The organism is Citrobacter sp. 50677481 (genome assembly GCF_001463265.1).
GTDB classification, from domain to species: Bacteria; Pseudomonadota; Gammaproteobacteria; order Enterobacterales; family Enterobacteriaceae; genus Citrobacter_A; species Citrobacter_A sedlakii.
Genome location: NZ_LNHZ01000074.1, coordinates 24,918 through 45,828 on the forward strand (window position 1 = coordinate 24,918; position 20,911 = coordinate 45,828).

The following is a 20,911-nucleotide window of genomic DNA, read 5'->3' on the forward strand; positions in this document are numbered from 1 at the left end:
ATGACAACCATGTCCGTTCGTATCGATAGAGACGTGATTAACGCGCTAATTGCAGGCCATTTTGCGGATCCTTTTTCCGTACTCGGAATGCACCAGACCCCCGCCGGACTTGAAGTCCGCGCTCTGTTACCTGACGCCACCGAAGTGTGGGTCATTGAACCGAAAACCGGACGTAAAGTCGGCAAACTCGAATGCCTTGACTCGCGCGGTTTCTTCAGCGGCGTATTACCGCGTCGTAAAAATCCTTTTCGCTATCAGCTTGCGGTTGTCTGGCACGGCCAGCAGAACCTGATTGACGATCCCTACCGTTTTGGTCCATTGATTCAGGAGATGGATGCCTGGCTGCTGTCGGAAGGCACCCATCTTCGTCCGTATGAAACCCTCGGCGCCCATGCGGATACGATGGATGGCGTGACCGGAACCCGCTTCTCGGTGTGGGCGCCGAACGCCCGACGCGTCTCGGTTGTGGGGCAATTTAACTACTGGGATGGACGTCGTCATCCGATGCGCCTGCGCAAAGAGAGCGGCATTTGGGAGCTGTTTATTCCCGGCGCGCAGAACGGTCAGCTGTATAAATACGAAATGATCGACGCCAACGGCAATCTGCGCGTGAAAGCCGATCCTTACGCGTTTGAAGCGCAGATGCGCCCGGATACCGCCTCGCTGATTTGCGGCCTGCCGGAAAAGGTTGAGCAAACCGAAGAGCGCAAAAAAGCCAATCAATTCGATGCGCCTATTTCCATTTATGAAGTGCACCTTGGGTCGTGGCGTCGTCATACCGACAACAATTTCTGGCTGAGCTACCGTGAGCTGGCGGACCAGCTTGTCCCGTACGTGAAGTGGATGGGCTTTACCCATATTGAGCTGTTGCCCGTTAACGAGCATCCGTTCGACGGCAGTTGGGGCTATCAGCCCACCGGTTTGTATGCGCCGACCCGTCGCTTCGGTACCCGCGATGATTTCCGCTATTTCATCAACGCCGCGCATAACGCCGGGCTGAACGTTATTCTCGACTGGGTGCCGGGTCATTTCCCCTCCGACGACTTTGGCCTGGCGGAATTTGACGGCACGAAGCTGTACGAACACAGCGACCCGCGGGAAGGCTATCACCAGGACTGGAACACGCTGATCTACAACTACGGACGCCGTGAAGTCAGCAACTATCTGGTCGGCAACGCCCTGTACTGGATTGAACGCTTCGGCATTGACGCCCTGCGCGTGGATGCGGTGGCGTCGATGATCTACCGCGACTACAGCCGGAAAGAGGGAGAGTGGATCCCGAACGAGTTCGGCGGACGGGAGAACCTGGAAGCGATCGAATTTTTACGCAATACCAACCGGATCCTTGGCGAACAAGTGCCGGGCGCGGTGAGCATGGCGGAAGAATCCACCGACTTCGCCGGTGTGTCCCGTCCGCAGGACATGGGCGGGTTGGGATTCTGGTACAAATGGAATCTTGGCTGGATGCACGACACCCTCGACTACATGAAGCTGGACCCGGTCTATCGTCAGTATCACCACGATAAACTGACGTTTGGCATGCTCTACAACTACACCGAAAACTTTGTGTTGCCGCTGTCGCATGACGAAGTGGTTCACGGCAAGAAATCGATTCTCGACCGTATGCCGGGCGATGCATGGCAGAAGTTCGCCAACCTGCGCGCCTACTACGGCTGGATGTGGGCCTTCCCTGGCAAAAAACTGCTGTTTATGGGCAACGAATTCGCCCAGGGCCGCGAATGGAACCACGACGCCAGTCTCGACTGGCATCTGCTGGAAGGGGGCGACAACTGGCATCATGGCGTCCAGCGGCTGGTACGCGACCTCAACCACACTTACCGACACCATAAAGCGCTGCACGAACTCGATTTTGACAGCTATGGTTTTGAATGGCTGGTGGTGGATGACAACGCGCGCTCGGTGCTGATTTTTGTGCGCCGCGATAAGGTCGGCAACGAAATTATTGTTGCCAGTAACTTCACCCCGGTGCCGCGCCACGATTATCGCTTTGGCGTAAATCAGCCGGGCAAATGGCGTGAAATCCTCAACACCGACTCGATGCATTACCACGGCAGCAACGCGGGTAACGGCGGTGTCGTGCAAACCGACAACATCGGCAGCCACGGACGTCCGCAGTCATTGAGCCTCACCCTGCCGCCGCTGGCGACCATCTGGCTGGTTCGGGAGGGGGAATGAGCCAACTGGAGACGGGCAATGCGACGCCTCACGGCGCGACGTATGACGGGCACGGCGTGAACTTCACGCTGTTCTCCGCCCATGCCGAGCGCGTCGAGCTGTGCGTGTTTGACCCGCAGGGTAACGAGCAGCGCTACGATCTGCCTGCGCGTACTGGCGATATCTGGCACGGCTATTTGCCCGACGCGCGCCCCGGTCTGCGCTATGGTTATCGCGTGCATGGCCCATGGGCGCCTGCTCAGGGGCACCGCTTTAATCCGGCAAAGTTGCTGATTGACCCCTGCGCGCGGCGCGTTGAAGGAGATTTTAAAGACAACCCGCTGTTTCATGCGGGTTATGACGCACCGGATCATCGCGATAACGTCGCCATCGCAGCGAAGTGTGTGGTAACCGCCGATAACTATGACTGGGAAGGCGATACGCCACCCCGCACGCCGTGGGGCAAGAGCGTGATCTACGAAGCCCATGTCAAAGGCTTAACGTATCTGCATCCACAGATCCCGGCGGCGCTCCGCGGTACTTATCGGGCGCTCGGCCATCCGGTGATGATCGCGCATTTTAAGCGTCTCGGGATCACCGCGCTGGAACTGTTGCCGGTGGCGCATTTCGCCAGCGAGCCGCGCCTGCAACGGTTGGGGCTTTCGAATTACTGGGGCTACAACCCGGTAGCGCTGTTTGCGCTGCATCCGGCTTATGCCTGTTCGCCCGAAACGGCGCTCGACGAGTTTCGCGATGCGGTCAAAGCGCTGCACAACGCCGGTATTGAAGTCATTCTCGACATCGTGCTGAACCACAGCGCCGAGCTGGATCTGGACGGACCTCTCTTCTCCCTGCGCGGAATCGACAACCGTAGCTATTATTGGATAAGGGACGATGGTGATTACCACAACTGGACCGGCTGCGGCAACACGTTGAATCTCAGTCAGCCCAGCGTGGTGGCATATGCTTGCGAATGCCTGCGCTATTGGGTAGAGACCTGCCATGTAGACGGTTTCCGTTTTGATCTGGCGTCGGTCATGGGTCGCACGCCGGCGTTTCGTCAGGATGCGCCATTGTTTACGGCCATCAAAAATTGTCCGGTGCTTTCCCGCGTGAAGCTGATAGCAGAACCGTGGGACATTGGCGAAGGCGGGTATCAGGTGGGCAACTTCCCGCCGCCGTTTGCGGAGTGGAACGACCATTTTCGCGACGCCACGCGCCGCTTTTGGCTACGGCAAAACCTGACGCTCGGCGAATTCGCCGGACGCGTTGCCGCCTCCAGCGACGTGTTTAAACGTGACGGACGTCTGCCCAGCGCGTCGGTCAATCTGGTGACGGCCCATGACGGTTTCACGCTCAGGGACTGCGTTTGTTTCAACCAGAAACACAATGAGGCGAACGGAGAGGAAAATCGGGACGGAACCGACAACAACCAGAGTAATAATCATGGTAAAGAAGGGTTAGGCGGGACGCTGGATGTGGTTGAGCGTCGGCGCGACAGCATTCACGCGCTGTTGACGACGCTGCTGCTGTCACAGGGAACGCCGATGCTGCTGGCGGGCGATGAACAGGGTCACAGCCAGCACGGCAACAATAACGCCTATTGCCAGGACAATGCGCTGACCTGGCTGGACTGGTCGCAGGCAAGCGACGGTTTGATCGACTTTACCGCCGCGTTGATACATCTGCGCCAGCAAATCCCCGCGCTGGTGGACGACCGCTGGTGGGAAGAGGGCGATGGCAATGTGCGCTGGCTTAACCGCTTCGCGCAGCCTTTAAGCGCAAACGAGTGGCAGAACGGCGCCAGACAGATGCAAATCCTGCTGTCGGGCCGTTTTCTCATCACGATCAATGCCACCACTGAAGTGGCTGAAATTGTATTACCTGACGGGGAGTGGCGCGCTGTTCCCCCATTTGCCGGTGAGGATAATCCGGTGATTACGGCTGTCTGGCCGGGACCTGCGCACGGATTGTGTGTGTTCCAGAGAGGATAAAAAGGAGTTAGTCATGGTGAGTTTAGAGAAGAACGACCGTTTAATGTTGGCGCGCCAGTTGCCGTTGAAATCCGTTGCCCTGATTCTGGCGGGCGGGCGGGGCACCCGTCTGAAAGATTTAACGAACAAGCGCGCAAAGCCGGCCGTTCATTTTGGCGGTAAGTTCCGCATTATCGATTTTGCTTTATCCAACTGTATTAACTCCGGGATCCGCCGTATCGGCGTGATCACGCAATATCAGTCTCACACTCTGGTTCAGCATATTCAGCGCGGTTGGTCGTTCTTTAGCGAAGAGATGAACGAGTTTGTCGACCTGTTGCCCGCGCAGCAAAGAATGCAGGGTGAAAACTGGTATCGCGGCACTGCCGATGCCGTGACGCAGAACCTTGATATTATTCGTCGCTACAAAGCGGAATACGTGGTGATCCTTGCCGGAGACCACATCTACAAGCAGGACTACTCGCGTATGCTCATCGACCATGTCGAGAAGGGCGCGCGCTGTACCGTGGCCTGTATGCCGGTACCTATTGAAGAAGCCAGCGCCTTTGGCGTGATGGCAGTGGACGAAAACGACAAGATTATCGATTTCGTTGAAAAACCGGCGAATCCGCCCGCCATGCCAGGGGATGCCACGAAGTCCCTTGCCAGCATGGGGATCTATATTTTCGACGCTGATTACCTTTACGAGCTGCTGGAACAGGACGACGCTAACGACGCCTCCAGCCATGACTTCGGTAAGGACATTATCCCGTCCATCACGAAAGCTGGCATGGCCTATGCCCATCCTTTCCCGTTGTCCTGTGTGCAGTCGGACCCGGAATCGGAACCTTACTGGCGCGATGTCGGAACGCTTGAAGCGTACTGGAAAGCCAATCTTGACTTAGCCTCGGTGACGCCAGAACTGGATATGTACGATCAGAACTGGCCGATTCGCACTCATATGGAATCCCTGCCGCCGGCGAAGTTCGTTCAGGACCGTTCCGGCAGCCACGGCATGACCCTGAACTCGCTGGTGTCCGGCGGCTGTATTATCTCGGGTTCGGTGGTGGTGCAGTCTGTCCTGTTCCCGCGGGTACGGGTGAACTCATTCTGTAATATTGATTCGGCGGTGTTACTGCCGGAAGTCTGGGTAGGGCGCTCGTGTCGCCTGCGTCGGTGCATTATCGATCGCGCGTGCGTTATCCCGGAAGGGATGGTTATTGGCGAAAACGCGGAAGAAGATGCCCGTCGCTTCTACCGATCCGAAGAAGGCATTGTTTTAGTTACGCGCGAAATGCTGCGCAAACTGCACGTCAAACAGGAGCGATAATGCAGGTTTTACATGTATGTTCGGAGATGTTCCCCCTGCTCAAAACAGGTGGTCTGGCAGATGTGTTAGGTGCGTTACCTGCGGCGCAAATTGCGGACGGCGTGGATGCCCGCGTACTGTTACCCGCGTTCCCGGATATTCGGCGCGGTATTACGGATGCGCAGGTGGTATCGCGTCGTGATACCTTCGCAGGCAAGATCAGCCTGCTGTTCGGCCATTACAACGGGGTGGGGATTTACCTGATCGATGCGCCGCATCTTTACGATCGTCCGGGGAGCCCGTATCACGATACGAACCTGTACGCCTATACCGATAACGTGCTGCGTTTCGCGCTGCTCGGGTGGGTGGGCTGTGAGATGGCCTGCGGACTTGACCCGTTCTGGCGCCCGGATGTGGTGCATGCGCACGACTGGCACGCGGGCCTGACGCCCGCCTATCTGGCGGCGCGCGGGCGCCCGGCGAAGTCGGTCTTTACCGTACACAATCTGGCGTATCAGGGCATGTTTTATGCACAGCATATGAATGACATCGAACTGCCATGGTCGTTCTTTAATATGCATGGTCTGGAGTTTAACGGACAGATCTCCTTCCTGAAGGCCGGTCTGTACTACGCCGACCATATTACGGCGGTCAGCCCAACCTATGCGCGGGAAATCACTGAACCGCAGTTCGCCTACGGTATGGAGGGGCTGTTGCAGCAGCGCCACCGTGAAGGCCGACTGTCCGGAGTGCTGAACGGGGTGGATGAAAAAATCTGGAACCCGGAGACGGATCTGCTGCTGGCCTCGCGCTACACCCGGGATTCACTGGAAGAAAAGGCCGAGAACAAACGTCAGTTACAGATTGCGATGGGGCTGAAGGTCAACGACAAAGTACCGCTGTTTGCCGTCGTGAGCCGCCTGACCAGTCAGAAAGGGCTGGACCTGGTGCTGGAAGCGCTGCCGGGTTTACTGGAACAGGGCGGTCAACTGGCGCTGCTTGGCGCGGGCGACCCCGTATTGCAGGAAGGGTTTCTTGCCGCGGCGGCGGAACATCCCGGTCAGGTGGGCGTGCAGATCGGCTACCATGAGGCTTTTTCGCACCGCATCATGGGCGGCGCGGACGTTATCCTTGTACCGAGCCGTTTTGAGCCGTGCGGCTTAACGCAGCTTTATGGTTTGAAATACGGCACGCTGCCGCTGGTGCGGCGTACCGGTGGTCTGGCGGACACGGTGTCCGACAGTTCGCTGGAAAATCTGGCGGACGGCATCGCCAGCGGCTTTGTGTTTGAGGACAGCAACGCCTGGTCTCTGCTACGGGCGATCCGGCGTGCGTTTGTGTTGTGGTCACGACCTTCGCTCTGGCGGTTTGTGCAACGGCAAGCGATGGCGATGGATTTTAGCTGGCAAGTCGCGGCGAAGTCATACCGCGAGCTTTACTATCGCTTGAAATAGTTATTCAGGAATCACCATTATGAATGCTCCATTTACCTATGCATCGCCGACCCTGAGCGTAGAAGCGCTTAAGCACTCTATCGCTTATAAGCTGATGTTCACGATTGGTAAAGATCCGGTCATTGCCAATAAGCATGAATGGTTGAACGCCACGCTGTTTGCGGTGCGCGATCGTCTTGTGGAGCGCTGGCTGCGTTCTAACCGGGCCCAGCTGTCGCAGGAAACTCGCCAGGTTTACTATCTGTCGATGGAGTTTCTGATTGGCCGCACGCTGTCCAACGCGCTGTTATCGCTAGGCATTTATGACGATGTGAAAGGCGCGCTGGAGGCGATGGGGCTCGATCTCGAAGAACTGATCGACGAAGAAAACGACCCGGGGCTGGGTAACGGCGGTCTTGGGCGTCTGGCGGCCTGTTTCCTTGATTCGCTGGCGACGTTAGGGCTGCCGGGACGCGGCTACGGTATTCGTTATGACTACGGCATGTTCAAGCAGAACATCGTCGACGGACGGCAGAAAGAATCCCCCGACTACTGGCTGGAATACGGCAACCCGTGGGAATTTAAACGTCACAACACACGCTATAAGGTGCGTTTCGGCGGGCGTATCCAGCAGGAAGGCAAGAAAACGCGCTGGATTGAAACCGAGGAGATCCTGGCGGTCGCTTACGACCAGATCATCCCCGGCTATGACACCGACGCCACCAACACCCTGCGTCTGTGGAACGCCCAGGCCAGCAGCGAAATTAACCTGGGTAAATTCAACCAGGGCGACTACTTCGCGGCGGTGGAAGATAAAAATCACTCTGAAAACGTCTCGCGCGTGCTGTATCCGGATGACTCTACCTATTCCGGGCGTGAACTGCGTTTGCGGCAGGAATATTTCCTTGTTTCCGCCACGGTGCAGGATATTCTCAGCCGTCATTACCAACTGCATAAAACCTACAAAAACCTGGCGGATAAAATCGCCATCCACCTCAACGACACCCATCCGGTGCTGTCGATCCCGGAGCTGATGCGCCTGTTGATCGACGAGCATAAGTTTAGCTGGGACGACGCGTTTGAAGTCTGCTGTCAGGTCTTCTCTTACACCAACCACACGCTGATGAGTGAAGCGCTGGAAACCTGGCCGGTGGATATGCTTGGTAAAATCCTGCCGCGCCATTTGCAGATTATCTTTGAAATAAACGACTACTTCCTGAAAACCCTGCAGGAGCAGTATCCGAACGATACCGGTCTGCTGGGACGCGCCTCGATTATTGATGAGTCCAACGGTCGCCGCGTGCGTATGGCGTGGCTGGCTGTGGTCGTCAGTCATAAGGTGAACGGCGTGTCTGAACTGCACTCCAACCTGATGGTGCAGTCGCTGTTCGCCGATTTCGCCACTATCTTTCCGACCCGCTTCTGTAATGTGACCAACGGCGTGACGCCGCGTCGCTGGCTGGCGCTGGCGAATCCGTCACTTTCTGAGGTGCTGGATGAAAATATTGGCCGCACCTGGCGTACCGATCTCAGCCAGCTCAGCGAACTGGAGCAGCACTGCGATTTTCCGCTGGTGAATCACGCGGTGCGTCATGCGAAACTGGAAAATAAAAAGCGGCTGGCGGTGTATATCGCGCAGCAACTGAACGTGGTGGTGAACCCGAAATCGCTGTTTGATGTGCAAATCAAACGTATTCACGAGTACAAGCGGCAACTGATGAACGTGCTGCATGTGATCACCCGTTACAACCGGATCAAGGCCGATCCGGATGCGCAGTGGGTGCCGCGGGTGAATATTTTTGCCGGTAAAGCCGCGTCGGCGTACTACATGGCGAAGCATATTATTCATCTGATCAACGACGTGGCGAAGGTGATCAACAACGACCCGCTGATTGGCGACAAGCTGAAGGTAGTGTTTATCCCGAACTACAGCGTCAGCCTCGCGCAGTTGATTATTCCGGCGGCGGATCTCTCTGAGCAGATTTCCCTGGCAGGGACGGAGGCATCAGGCACCAGTAACATGAAGTTCGCCCTCAACGGCGCACTGACCATCGGTACGCTGGACGGCGCGAACGTCGAGATGCAGGAGCACGTCGGTGAAGAGAATATCTTTATTTTTGGTAATACCGCGGAAGAGGTGGAGGAACTGCGCAGGCAGGGCTACAAACCGCGCGAGTACTACGAGAAAGATGAAGAACTGCATCAGGTGCTGACGCAGATTGGCAGCGGGATGTTCAGTCCGGACGAGCCAGGACGCTATCGTGATCTGGTGGATTCGCTGATTAACTTTGGCGACCACTATCAGGTACTGGCTGACTATCGCAGCTACGTGGATTGTCAGGACAAGGTCGATGAGCTGTATGGTCGACCAGAAGAGTGGACCGCAAAAGCGATGCTCAATATCGCGAATATGGGGTATTTCTCTTCTGACCGAACCATCAAAGAGTATGCCGATACCATCTGGCATATCGATCCGGTTCGGCTGTAACAGGCATAGCGCCGGGGGCTTCGCTTACCCGGCCTACAACACGCGTTGTAGGCCGGGTAGGGCGCAGCCGTCATCCGCCAATGCTGGTTTTACGATGCCAGCGACAGCGCCTGTTTTTCCGTATACGCCGCCAGCCACTGGGTTATGCGTGACTGTTGCTCAGCGTTGAGCCACATTCCCTCTTTGGTGCGGCGCCAAAGTGCATCGTCCGCGCGGCGCACCCATTCATGATCCACCAGATACTTCAGCTCCGCCTCGTAGAATTCATGACCGAAATCTTCGCCGAGATCCGCCAGCGACGTCGCTTCGCCGAGGATCAGTCTGGTGTTGCTGCCGTAGGTACGGGAATAATGGCGCGCCAGTGATTCGCTCAGGAACGGATAGCGGCGGCGCAATTTAGCGGCATAATCTTCACGGTCGCCGCCCATCTCACCGCCCGGCAGCACGCAGTCTTTGGTCCACGCCGGACCGATACCCTGATAGTACGACGACAGTTTTTCCATTGCGTGTTCGGCGAGTTTACGGTAGGTGGTCAGCTTACCGCCGAACACCGACAGCAGCGGCGCTTTACCATTTTCATCATGAATATCCAGCGTGTAGTCGCGGGTGATGGCCTGCGGAGAATCGGATTCATCGTCGCACAGCGGACGTACGCCGGAATAGGTCCAGACGATATCGTCGCGGCCCAGCTGTTTTTTAAAGTGGGCGTTATATACCTTCAGCAGGTAATTGATTTCGCTTTCATCGATTTTCACCGCTTTCGGATCGCCTTTGTACTCAACGTCGGTGGTGCCGATGATCGAGAACTCATCCATCCACGGGATCACAAACACGATGCGTTTGTCTTCGTTTTGCAGAATGTAGGCCTGTTTCTGGGTATGAACGCGCGGCACCACGATGTGGCTGCCTTTGATCAAGCGAATACCGTACGGTGAAGGCAGATGCATGCCCTCGTCGAAAAACTCTTTTACCCACGGACCGGTAGCGTTGACCAGACCACGCGCCTGCCAGGTGTATTTTTTGCCGGAATCAATGTCTTCTGCTTCGACAATCCACAGACCGTTTTCGCGGCGCGCTGAGGTAGCCCGGGTGCGGGTTAACACCTCGCCGCCTTTTTGCACCACCATCTGCGCATTCGCCAGCACCAGTCGGGCATCGTCCACCCAGCAGTCAGAATATTCGAAACCGCGCACGATTTCCGGTTTAAGAACGGATTCTGCGCCAAAACGCAAACCGGTCGAACCCGGCAGGCTGGTGCGTTTGCCGAGGTGATCGTACATAAACAGACCGATGCGGATCATCCATGCCGGACGTAAATGGGGGCGATGCGGCAGACGAAAACGCATCGGAAAGGCAATATGCGGCGCCATTTTCAGCAGCACTTCTCGCTCGGCCAGCGCTTCGCTAACCAGGCGGAATTCGTAGTGTTCCAGGTAGCGCAGGCCACCATGAATGAGTTTTGAACTGGCGGAAGAGGTGGCGCACGCGAGATCCTGCGCTTCCAGCATCAGCACGGATAAACCGCGTCCAGCGGCATCTGCCGCGATACCGGCACCGTTAATGCCTCCCCCTATCACAATCAGATCTTTGGTTTCCATGCTGCCCTCTTGCACTTTCGTTATAGCTCATAAATGTTCGTTATCGAACATAATAGCAAAGAAACGCGCTATTGGTAACATCGAATAAACAATTTACAGTGATACATATAACATTATGGCGTTTCACTGCCGCCGGGACGTACACTACGCGGTAACATGCCTGAAAAACGTCACCTGCAATAACCTGTACGATAAAGAAGAGAATGTATGGATCAGTTTGAATGTATCAACGTAGAAGAAGCGCACCAGAAGCTGCATCAGGGCGCGGCGGTGCTGGTGGATATCCGCGATCCGCAAAGTTTCGCAATGGGACATACTCCGCAGGCGTTTCATCTGACCAACGACACGCTGGGCGCGTTTATGCGCGAGCATGATTTTGACACGGCGATCATGGTGATGTGCTATCACGGCAACAGCAGCAAAGGCGCGGCGCAATATTTGTTACAGCAAGGGTATGATGCGGTCTACAGCGTAGACGGCGGCTTTGACGCCTGGCACCGCAACTTTCCCGCCGAAGTGGCGTATGGCGGTTAAGCCAACAAAATGCAGCCTGAAGGAAGAAGGGCCTATATACTGTCCTCTTTTGTGTGGAATAAGCGACAGCAACAATGTTGATGATTACTTCTTTTGCTAACCCCCGCGTGGCCCAGGCTTTTGTCGACTATATGGCGACGCAGGGCGTTATCCTGACCATTCAACAACATCAGCAAAGCGATGTCTGGCTGGCGGATGACTCCCAGGCTGAACGGGTACAGGCAGAGCTGGCGCGTTTTCTGGAGAATCCTGCCGATCCGCGCTATCTTGCGGCCAGCTGGCAGTCGGGGCATACCGGCAGCGGCCTGCACTACCGTAGCTTCCCGTTTCTCGCCACCCTGCGCGAGCGCGCCGGACCGGTCACCTGGTTTATCATGGCGCTCTGCGTTGTGGTATTTATCGTGCAAAATATCGTGGGCGATCAGACGGTAATGGTATGGCTGGCCTGGCCGTTCGATCCGTCACTGAAGTTTGATGTCTGGCGCTACTTCACGCATGCCTTTATGCATTTCTCACTGATGCATATCCTCTTTAACCTGCTGTGGTGGTGGTATCTTGGCGGCGCGGTAGAGAAGCGACTTGGCAGCGGGAAGCTGATAGTCATTACCGTGATCAGCGCGCTACTGAGCGGCTACGTACAGCAGAAATTCAGCGGTCCGTGGTTCGGTGGCCTGTCCGGTGTGGTCTACGCGCTGATGGGCTACGTCTGGCTGCGCGGCGAACGCGATCCGCAAAGCGGTATCTTTTTGCAACGCGGACTGATTATTTTCGCGTTAATCTGGATTGTTGCCGGTTGGCTGGATTTCTTCGGCATGTCGATGGCGAATGGCGCACACATTGCCGGGCTGGCGGTCGGACTGGCGATGGCGCTGGCTGACACGCTGAATGCGCGAAAACGAACATGATTCCAGGGAATAACGATGAAACAAACACAACGACATGACGCGATCATTGAGCTGGTAAAAAAACAGGGATACGTCAGTACCGAAGAGCTGGTGGAGCATTTCTCCGTTAGCCCGCAAACCATTCGCCGCGATCTCAACGATCTGGCCGATCAAAACATGATTCTGCGTCATCACGGCGGCGCCGCGCTGCCGTCCAGTTCGGTGAATACCCCGTGGCACGATCGAAAGGCCACTCAGACGGCGGAAAAAGAGCGCATTGCGCGCAAAGTGGCCACGCAAATCCCCAACGGTTCCACTCTGTTTATTGACATCGGCACCACGCCGGAAGCCGTGGCCCACGCGCTACTCGGTCACAGCAATTTGCGTATTGTGACTAACAACCTGAACGTGGCGAACACGTTGATGACGAAAGACGATTTCCGCATTATCCTCGCGGGCGGCGAATTGCGCAGCCGCGACGGTGGAATTATCGGTGAAGCGACGCTCGATTTTATTTCGCAGTTCCGTCTTGATTTCGGCATTCTGGGGATCAGCGGCATCGACAGCGACGGTTCGCTGCTGGAGTTCGACTATCACGAAGTGCGCACTAAGCGTGCGATCATTGAAAATTCCCGCCATGTGATGCTGGTGGTGGATCATTCGAAGTTTGGCCGTAACGCGATGGTGAATATGGGCAGCATCAGTATGGTGGATGCCGTTTATACCGACATCCTGCCGCCCGCAGGCATTATGCAGGTGATTTCGGACAACCATATTCAACTGGAACTGTGTTAGTCACACCGCCGGGTGGCCACGCAATGCGCCCTGGCCGCCCTGACGGGATAATTACACCCCATAACCCATCATTTTCAGCAACTGCTGCGCATGCTGTACCGCGTCCTGACGGTGCGCCACGCCAAGTTTCTGATACAGGTTGCGGATGTGGGTTTTGATGGTGGTCGCGGCGACGGCCAGCTCGCCGGCGATCTGCTCGTTGCTGTACCCGGAGTAAATCAGCCCCAGCACCTGCCATTCACGTTGGGTCAGCGGGCTGGTGCGGATCAGCTCCGGCACTTCCGGATGGTTCAGCAGACGCTCGACAAAGCCTTCGTCGAAGTGGGCAAACTTGTGGCGGTGATGCTGGTTAATTTCGCGCAAGATCCGCTGGGCGCGATGCTGGTCCAGCTCCGGCAAGGTATTCAGTTGGATCAACTGGCGTAACTGCTGCGCCATCGCTTCGCCTTCAATCACAAAATGGCTGATAAAACCGGTGCGGTTGGCAAGCTGTAAGGCGTCGAGCAGCACGCGCTGGGCGTCGTTTTTCCGCCCTGCCTGCCAGTAAAGCTGGTTCAGGAGCAGCAGGTTACGGTTGAGATCGCTCATCAGCCGTAGGCTGCGCGCGTTCTCATTCAGTTCTTCAAGCACGATTTCCGCGGGTTCGAATTCCCCCAGCAGGATCTGCGCGCGGGCAATGTTGCGCCACTGGCCCTGCAGGAAGTGGTTATTGGCAAACTCCGGTTTCGGTGTGTGGCGCAACCAGTTAGCGGCGGACTTTTTATCGCCAGTCATCTGCCAGTAGATTACCCGTACTTTGTCGGCGTTGGAGATCCAGTCGCTATGGTAGTGACCGTTGCCGAGCAGGTTTTCCAGACGGTTAAGATGGCTGCGGGCATTATCCAGATCGCCGCGCGCCAGCGAGCACTGGATCAGCAGGGCCAGACACTGGAGCTGCTGTTGGGGCTGGAAGGTGGAAAGCACTTCAATGCCGCTGCGGGCAGAGGCTTCCGCTTCGTCCAGACGCGCCCACGCCCACAGTAACTGCGCGCGGATGCGTACCAGGAACTCGTGCATCGGCAACTGTTCCAGATGCTGATCTTTGATCAACTGGAACGCTTTTTCCTGTGTTTCCCAGGCGGCCTGTAAAAAGCCCTGGGCAAACAAGATTTCGCTTTGCTGGATCAGACTCCACAGCGCGTAGTGCCAGACGTCATGTTGACGCGCCATCTGCTCGGTCTGCTGCATCAACGCCAACGAGCGGGAGAGGTCGCCTTTACAGTGCAGCACTTCGCCGTGCACCGAGGTGGCGACAATGCGGCTATAGAACCAGGCAATGGGCAGTTCGTCCAGCGCCAGTTTCGCCAGGCGCTCCGCTTCGTCAGGGTTGCCGTCGTTGATCGCCACCTGCGCCCGCAGCGCGTTAAATTCGGCATGCAGGGTGCTGTCCATCACGCCTTTGATCTCTTGTTCGGCGCGCGCCAGCAGAGTATTCACTTCGCTGTAGCGGTGCTGGCTCTGCATCAGCCAGGCCTGGAGCAGCACCAGACGCGGGTTTTCCAGCAAACTTTCCCACGGCAGCGCTTTGAGTGACTCTTCCAGCAGCGCCAGTTCGCTGTGGTTGAACAGACCCCAGGCGTGGTTCAACAAGATATCGCGCAGCATATGCGCGTCACCTGCCGCCAGCGCGTGGTGGATTGCTTCGCTCGGGAAGCCCTGCGCCATCCAGCTTTCGGCGGCGGCGCGGTGAATCTCCGGCAGTTCTGTCGCCAGTTCCCACTGGCAGCGCTGGCGCAGGAAGCTACCAAACAGTGGGTGGTAGCTGAACCATTCGCCGGTGTCATCCATTCGTTGCAGGAATAAACCCTGACGCTCGATCTCCTCCAGGCGCATTTGACCGTTTTCTTCACCGGTCACCCGGACGATCAGCGCATCGTTCATTGATCGCAGAATGGCGCTTTTCAACAGGAAATGACGGGTGCTGACGTCGACGCTGTCGAGCACTTCATCAACCAGATAATCTGAGAGATGGCTGGCGTTGATGCCTGCCAGTCGGCGTGCGGACTGGTGGGCTGAGTTGTTATTTTGCCGTGCAGAGAGGGCGATCAGCTGCAGGGCTGTCGCCCAACCGGCAACGTCGTCGCACATCCGGCTACTTTCAGCCGCTTCAATGGGGGAGGATAAACGGCGATCGAAAAACTGCTTCGCTTCCTGATGATTAAAGGCCAACTGCTGGCTGCCGATCTCCAGAAGCTGATCGCGTACGCGCAGATTGGCAATGCCTAACTGCGGTAAATTACGCGACAGCACCACCAGGGTAAGATTTTCCGGCTGATGGCGCAGGAAGAAGCGCATAGATTCGTGAATCACCGGATTGGTGATCAGGTGGTAGTCGTCGATAACCAGGTACAGCGGGCGATGCCATTCGGCCAGTTCAATAAACAGCTGCGCAAACAGCGAGGTCAGACTGACGTACTGGCGTTTTTGCACCATCACTTCACTGGTGGCGCAGTGTCCGTTGGTGGCCTGTTGAATTGCCGCAATCAGATAGCTGGCAAACCGTTCCTGCTGGTTGTCACCTTCATCCAGCGAATACCAGCCGAGATCGGTTTTGCCTGCGGCCCATTGTGAAACGAGCGTGGTTTTCCCATATCCCGCAGGACTTGTGATCAGGGCGAGCCTGTAATTGTTCGCGCCGGAAAGTTTAGCCAACAGGCGCTCGCGAACCACCGTATGGTCGAGACGAACCGGACGACTTAGTTTAGACGGAATCAACATAGTTAACACTTCACTGTGGAAAATGGGGGAACTGCGATTTTTTTTGCGCTTCGTAATTAATGGTTATAAGGTCGGCCAGATTAGAAACTTTTGCAAGTTATGTCCGGTAATGGACTGCCTTAATTTGCACTGCATCACAAATTTTTCTGAAGCCTAATCCGCGTCGGGTCTGGTTTGCCCGGCATGACGTTGGTTTTTTTACTCTTGCTGAAGAATAATTACAGTTTGCAAGGGCTTGCATTCATGAAAGTGACCGCGTTAATTGTAACTTACGGTGATAAATTATTATTAAAAATGCCCTGCGGCGAAGCAGCAGAAAACGGTTTGAAATAGCAGCAGTATTTTCCTGGCAACAGACGTTGTTTAAGGATCATCACCAGAAACTACGATTATCGACGAGCGTTTTGCAGAGCGCGATATCGGTTACATGATAATCGCGAAGCGTGTCCTGAGGGCAGGAATGGTAAGACAACGCCATGAATAAAAAAGGGATAATGCAATCAGCAATGAGACCAAGGATAAAAGAAAAGGTAATGGTAAGAAGTACCCATTTTTCATAAGGGTCGGGAAGCGCTTTGTACTTCACGTCTTGACTAAATAAAATACGAATCATAGCTAATGCAACATATATGACTAAAGGAGTCGCGCCAATAAGTATACATGTTTTGTTGTAAGATATAACATCCCCTGCTTTAATTAAAGATAAAAAATCTGTCATTACTAAACCAAATAATAAAAAATCTATAAAAATAATGCAGAAAATCATAAAAATAATGACCATGATTCGTAACCATAAATTATGCATAAGCATCCTCAATATAAGTGGGAGTCAGGGGAGGGGAATTCGTAATTACAACTTTTTATATGATGAAGCGTATAATCCCGAACCTTTCCCTTTAACTCGTTTGATAGCCCTAACTTGTCATCAAGTATGTTTAATCCAATATTGAGACCTATGCCTATGGCAATTATAAAGCCGGTTGTAACAATTATAGGTAAACTCATCAAAGCCAAAACGCCTGCGACTAACCCAATCAAAACTCCCGACACCACAGCTTTTGCCATATCCATTGTGATATCGACCAGAAAATCAGTCAGGTTATAGTCAGACTTAAAAATGAGTTCGATAGCTCGCCAGGCCAGCGAAAAATAGATGCAATATCTGACTCCGTTGCGGATGTTGTGGTAAAGCCCCTGTTTACCGATGGCCATTTCCAGTATTTGCGGGTGATTAGCGCCGTAGCGAGTACCGGTAAGTATGCGCCGTAAGCCGGGGTATCCGGTAATTTTTATATAGGTTTTACCGCCCACTTTGTATTCAATGGCTTTGATTTTCAAAACATCAAAGTTAAACATCAACTCCTTAGCAGGGTTGTACCAGGTGGTGAGCTTTGTCAGACTGCGAAAGGCATCCAGCCCATCCTTTATATTGCCAGGCCCTGCCCGATATGAAAAAAAACGATCGACGCCACCCATCAAATCGTCGATAACTTGCTGCGCTTCTTCCAGGGTCAGCAGGAGAATGTGATGATGTTGGGTAATAAATGAACCATCCATAAAAGCCATATCACGCAGCGCAGGATTCATTGAATGCCAGCGGAAGTCTGATGAATCGCGTAGTGGATCTTCCCTGTAATGATCGGTGTTGTATAACGAAGAGGGTCGGTGACGCATACTATTCCCTTATATAAGCTGTCCAGATTCAGAAAAGACGGTCGTTCCAGAAACTGAAAGCGCTGGTGCTCGCTATACAGTGTTCCCAACTGATGGATTCATACGTAAAACAAACGCGTTCCTGTGCTTCGTTGCCATTTTCAATAATATTATGTGGTACTATCATTTTGATGTTAGAAATATGCGCTTTGAATAATTTTATTTTATAATAAATCTCTTGATGCCCTTTCGGATTAACCCGATAGAGATGGATCTCACACTCAAGCGTTTCGTTATCATTTATAGCTTTGTTGAGCAACGGCGACGAACGGTCAACGGGCTTGATGATTTGCAATTCATGATGGCAAACATTTTGCTGGCGGGATGTTTCATGCTCAAGTGCGTAAATCATTATCTGATCAATATGACTGGCCTGAGATTTATTACCAATCGAATTCCGTGAGCCGCACCGGGCCGAGATATCACCCTGTAACTCTCCCTTTAGCGTAAGCCAGGATAAATGAGCCATATTATTTCCTTATAAAATATTTGCGTAAATAATATATTGAAATAAAGCTATTTAAGTGTGCGCGTGTTATATCGGTAATTCAACTATTTTTATTATGGCATTCCAGTAATAATAAAAGACGTCGTAACACATTCTCATATATACCGGACAGGCGATTCATCCCCATTCACGGAAGTTGGTCTGGCCAGACCAAAATTTGGGTTAAAATAAGCAAGTGACGGTAAGCTGAACCGCAGGGAAGGATGCGCGAAAGTGGCCTCGATCACATTTTTGCGCTCATCCCCACTACTCCTCCCTGTCTAATCCCGGGTGGGATGAGGAAGGTCAACAATGAGCCAGGCAAACTAGCGATAACGTTGTTTTATTACCAAAGGACCCGGAATTCCTATGTCACAGCCTACCTTCAATCAAGAGCAATTTCAGGCTGCCCTGACGCGTCAGTGGCAGCGTTTCGGTTTACTGTCAGCTCACGAGATGACGTCCCGCCAGTGGTGGCAGGCGGTCAGCGGCGCGCTGGCGGAATTACTCAGCGCCCAACCTGTGGCGAAGCCGGTGAAAAACCAGCGCCATGTGAACTACATTTCAATGGAGTTTCTGATTGGACGCCTGACCGGTAATAACCTGTTGAATTTGGGCTGGTATGAAGGGGTGAGCGAGACGCTGAAAGCACACGGTGTTCACCTCACTGACCTGCTAGAAGAAGAGATTGACCCGGCGCTGGGCAACGGGGGGCTGGGCCGTCTGGCGGCCTGCTTCCTTGATTCCATGGCGACCGTCGGACAGTCTGCGACCGGCTATGGCCTCAACTACCAGTACGGGCTGTTCCGCCAGTCGTTTGCCGACGGTAAGCAAATGGAAGCGCCGGACGACTGGCATCGCGGTAGCTACCCGTGGTTCCGCCATAATGAAGCGCTTGACGTGCAGGTGGGGATCGGCGGGAAAGTAACGAAGGAAGGGCGCTGGGAGCCTGGCTTTACGATCACCGGGCAGGCGTGGGATCTGCCGGTACTGGGTTACCGTAACGGCGTAGCGCAACCGCTGCGTCTGTGGCAAGCCACCCATGCGCATCCGTTTAACCTGACCAAATTTAACGACGGCGATTTCCTGCGTGCCGAGCAACAGGGCATCGATGCTGACAAACTGACCAAAGTGCTCTACCCGAACGACAACCATACCGCAGGCAAAAAGCTGCGCCTGATGCAGCAATATTTCCAGTGCGCCTGCTCGGTGGCCGACATTCTGCGTCGCCATCATCTGGCGGGGCGTAAGCTGCACGAGCTGGCGGATTACGAAGTCATTCAATTGAACGACACCCATCCGACCATTGCGATCCCGGAACTGCTGCGTGTGCTGATTGACGAACATCAGATGAGCTGGGATGACGCCTGGGCGATCACCAGCCGCACATTCGCCTACACCAACCACACCCTGATGCCGGAAGCGCTGGAGTGTTGGGATGAGAAGCTGGTAAAAGCGCTGCTGCCGCGTCATATGCAGATTATTAAAGAGATTAACACCCGCTTTAAAACGCTGGTCGATAAAACCTGGCCTGGCGACAAGCAGGTCTGGGCGAAGCTGGCGGTGGTGCATGACAAACAGGTGCGCATGGCGAACCTGTGCGTGGTCAGCGGCTTTGCGGTTAACGGCGTGGCGGCACTGCACTCCGATCTGGTGGTGAAAGATCTGTTCCCCGAATACCACCAGCTGTGGCCGAACAAATTCCACAATGTCACCAACGGCATTACCCCGCGCCGCTGGATCAAACAGTGCAACCCGCAGTTGGCGGCGCTGTTGGATAAGACGCTGAAAAAAGAGTGGGCCAACGATCTCGATCAGTTGATCAACCTTGAGAAGTACGCTGACGACGCGAAATTCCGTCAGACCTGGCGCGACATCAAACAGGCTAACAAAGTACGTCTGGCCGAGTTTGTAAAAGCGCGTACCGGTATTGCGATTAACCCGCAGGCGATTTTTGACATTCAGATTAAGCGCCTGCATGAGTACAAACGCCAGCATCTGAACCTGCTGCATATTGTGGCGCTGTATAAAGAGATCCGCGAAAACCCCCAGACTGACCGTGTGCCGCGCGTATTCCTGTTTGGCGCGAAGGCGGCGCCGGGCTACTACCTGGCGAAAAATATCATCTTCGCTATTAATAAAGTGGCGGACACCATCAACAACGATCCGAAGGTCGGCGATAAGCTGAAAGTGGTGTTCCTGCCGGACTACTGCGTGTCGGCGGCGGAAATGCTGATCCCAGCGGCGGATATCTCGGAGCAAATCTCCACGGCGGGTAAAGAAGCCTCCGGAACCGGCAATATGAAGCTGGCGCTGAACGGCGCGCTGACGGTCGGTACGCTGGACGGGGCGAATGTCGAAATCGCCGAGAAGGTTGGTGATGAAAACATCTTTATTTTCGGCCATACCGTGGAACAAGTGAAAGCCCTGAAGGCGAAAGGCTACGACCCGGTGAAGTGGCGTAAGAAAGATAAGCTGCTGGATGCGGTGCTGAAAGAGCTGGAAAGCGGTAAGTACAGCGACGGCGACAAGCACGCTTTCGACCCGATGCTGCACAGCATCGGCAAGCAGGGCGGCGACCCGTATCTGGTGATGGCCGATTTCGCCGCTTACGTAGAGGCGCAGAAGCAGGTGGATGTGCTGTACCGTGACCCGGAGGGCTGGACTCGCGCGGCGATCCTGAACTCTGCGCGCTGCGGCATGTTCAGCTCGGATCGTTCTATCCGTGATTATCAGACCCGTATCTGGCAGGCCAAACGCTAAGG

The 20,911-nt window shown here is 54.7% G+C and carries 14 protein-coding genes; 9 read left to right on the plus strand and 5 right to left on the minus strand.

Annotation, left to right across the window (positions count from 1 at the left end; translation table 11 throughout):
- Positions 1–9 precede the first annotated feature (9 nt).
- Genes glgB through glgP form a run of 5 tightly spaced genes read left to right on the plus strand, consistent with a single transcriptional unit; the run spans position 10 to position 9,378 of the window.
- A complete protein-coding gene (glgB, locus tag APU02_RS21340; RefSeq protein WP_042286460.1) occupies positions 10–2,196 on the plus strand; it encodes a 1,4-alpha-glucan branching enzyme in 2,187 nt (728 codons plus the stop codon).
- The gene (gene glgX / locus APU02_RS21345) at positions 2,193–4,169 is read left to right on the plus strand and encodes a glycogen debranching protein GlgX (RefSeq protein ID WP_060571164.1); all 1,977 of its coding nucleotides are present in this window, start codon (positions 2,193–2,195) and stop codon (positions 4,167–4,169) included. Before glgB ends, glgX begins: the two co-directional genes overlap by 4 nt.
- Before the next feature lie 13 nt (positions 4,170–4,182).
- Positions 4,183–5,478, plus strand: coding sequence for a glucose-1-phosphate adenylyltransferase (gene glgC, locus APU02_RS21350; protein ID WP_042286454.1), 1,296 nt, complete (start codon positions 4,183–4,185; stop codon positions 5,476–5,478).
- Positions 5,478–6,911, plus strand: a complete 1,434-nt coding sequence (glgA, locus tag APU02_RS21355) for a glycogen synthase GlgA (RefSeq protein WP_042286452.1) — start codon at positions 5,478–5,480, stop codon at positions 6,909–6,911. Before glgC ends, glgA begins: the two co-directional genes overlap by 1 nt.
- A gap of 19 nt (positions 6,912–6,930) precedes the next feature.
- Positions 6,931–9,378 (plus strand): glycogen phosphorylase, encoded by a 2,448-nt coding sequence (gene glgP / locus APU02_RS21360; protein WP_060571165.1) that lies wholly within the window; start codon positions 6,931–6,933, stop codon positions 9,376–9,378.
- A gap of 89 nt (positions 9,379–9,467) precedes the next feature.
- On the opposite strand, the gene glpD is transcribed toward glgP, so the two are convergent.
- A complete protein-coding gene (glpD, locus tag APU02_RS21365; protein WP_060571166.1) occupies positions 9,468–10,976 on the minus strand; it encodes a glycerol-3-phosphate dehydrogenase in 1,509 nt (502 codons plus the stop codon).
- Positions 10,977–11,183: 207 nt separating this feature from the next.
- Here glpD and glpE point away from each other — a divergent pair, with 207 nt between their 5' ends.
- From glpE to APU02_RS21380, 3 genes are all read left to right on the plus strand, one after another.
- Positions 11,184–11,510: a thiosulfate sulfurtransferase GlpE gene (gene glpE, locus APU02_RS21370; RefSeq protein ID WP_060571167.1), complete on the plus strand. Its 327-nt coding sequence runs from the start codon at positions 11,184–11,186 to the stop codon at positions 11,508–11,510.
- 74 nt (positions 11,511–11,584) lie between these two features.
- Positions 11,585–12,415, plus strand: coding sequence for a rhomboid family intramembrane serine protease GlpG (glpG, locus tag APU02_RS21375; RefSeq protein WP_060571168.1), 831 nt, complete (start codon positions 11,585–11,587; stop codon positions 12,413–12,415).
- Between the two features lie 15 nt (positions 12,416–12,430).
- Positions 12,431–13,189: a DeoR/GlpR family transcriptional regulator gene (locus tag APU02_RS21380; protein WP_060571169.1), complete on the plus strand. Its 759-nt coding sequence runs from the start codon at positions 12,431–12,433 to the stop codon at positions 13,187–13,189.
- 51 nt (positions 13,190–13,240) lie between these two features.
- Here APU02_RS21380 and malT read toward each other — a convergent pair whose 3' ends face one another.
- From malT to APU02_RS21400, 4 genes are all read right to left on the minus strand, one after another.
- On the minus strand, positions 13,241–15,946 hold the full coding sequence (gene malT / locus APU02_RS21385; protein WP_060571170.1) for an HTH-type transcriptional regulator MalT: 2,706 nt from the start codon (positions 15,944–15,946) through the stop codon (positions 13,241–13,243).
- A gap of 373 nt (positions 15,947–16,319) precedes the next feature.
- Entirely contained in the window at positions 16,320–16,751 is a 432-nt protein-coding gene (locus tag APU02_RS21390) for a hypothetical protein (RefSeq protein ID WP_060571171.1), read from the minus strand.
- 8 nt (positions 16,752–16,759) lie between these two features.
- The gene (locus tag APU02_RS21395) at positions 16,760–17,620 is read right to left on the minus strand and encodes a hypothetical protein (RefSeq protein WP_060571172.1); all 861 of its coding nucleotides are present in this window, start codon (positions 17,618–17,620) and stop codon (positions 16,760–16,762) included.
- A gap of 28 nt (positions 17,621–17,648) precedes the next feature.
- Positions 17,649–18,128 carry an Hcp family type VI secretion system effector gene (locus tag APU02_RS21400; RefSeq protein WP_060571173.1) on the minus strand — a complete coding sequence of 160 codons (480 nt, stop codon included), beginning with the start codon at positions 18,126–18,128 and terminating at the stop codon, positions 17,649–17,651.
- A 387-nt stretch (positions 18,129–18,515) separates the two neighbouring features.
- Here APU02_RS21400 and malP point away from each other — a divergent pair, with 387 nt between their 5' ends.
- Positions 18,516–20,909 (plus strand): maltodextrin phosphorylase, encoded by a 2,394-nt coding sequence (malP, locus tag APU02_RS21405; protein WP_060571174.1) that lies wholly within the window; start codon positions 18,516–18,518, stop codon positions 20,907–20,909.
- The last annotated feature ends 2 nt before the right edge of the window (positions 20,910–20,911 follow it).

Excerpts from the sequence above, each read along its gene's own strand:
- glgB (WP_042286460.1), top strand. The coding sequence starts at position 10 with ATGTCCGTTCGTATCGATAGAGACGTGATTAACGCGCTAATTGCAGGC.
- glgX (WP_060571164.1), top strand. The coding sequence starts at position 2,193 with ATGAGCCAACTGGAGACGGGCAATGCGACGCCTCACGGCGCGACGTAT.
- glgC (WP_042286454.1), top strand. The coding sequence starts at position 4,183 with ATGGTGAGTTTAGAGAAGAACGACCGTTTAATGTTGGCGCGCCAGTTG.
- glgA (WP_042286452.1), top strand. The coding sequence starts at position 5,478 with ATGCAGGTTTTACATGTATGTTCGGAGATGTTCCCCCTGCTCAAAACA.
- glgP (WP_060571165.1), top strand. The coding sequence starts at position 6,931 with ATGAATGCTCCATTTACCTATGCATCGCCGACCCTGAGCGTAGAAGCG.
- glpD (WP_060571166.1), bottom strand. The coding sequence starts at position 10,976 with ATGGAAACCAAAGATCTGATTGTGATAGGGGGAGGCATTAACGGTGCC.
- glpE (WP_060571167.1), top strand. The coding sequence starts at position 11,184 with ATGGATCAGTTTGAATGTATCAACGTAGAAGAAGCGCACCAGAAGCTG.
- glpG (WP_060571168.1), top strand. The coding sequence starts at position 11,585 with ATGTTGATGATTACTTCTTTTGCTAACCCCCGCGTGGCCCAGGCTTTT.
- APU02_RS21380 (WP_060571169.1), top strand. The coding sequence starts at position 12,431 with ATGAAACAAACACAACGACATGACGCGATCATTGAGCTGGTAAAAAAA.
- malT (WP_060571170.1), bottom strand. The coding sequence starts at position 15,946 with ATGTTGATTCCGTCTAAACTAAGTCGTCCGGTTCGTCTCGACCATACG.
- APU02_RS21390 (WP_060571171.1), bottom strand. The coding sequence starts at position 16,751 with ATGCATAATTTATGGTTACGAATCATGGTCATTATTTTTATGATTTTC.
- APU02_RS21395 (WP_060571172.1), bottom strand. The coding sequence starts at position 17,620 with ATGCGTCACCGACCCTCTTCGTTATACAACACCGATCATTACAGGGAA.
- APU02_RS21400 (WP_060571173.1), bottom strand. The coding sequence starts at position 18,128 with ATGGCTCATTTATCCTGGCTTACGCTAAAGGGAGAGTTACAGGGTGAT.
- malP (WP_060571174.1), top strand. The coding sequence starts at position 18,516 with ATGTCACAGCCTACCTTCAATCAAGAGCAATTTCAGGCTGCCCTGACG.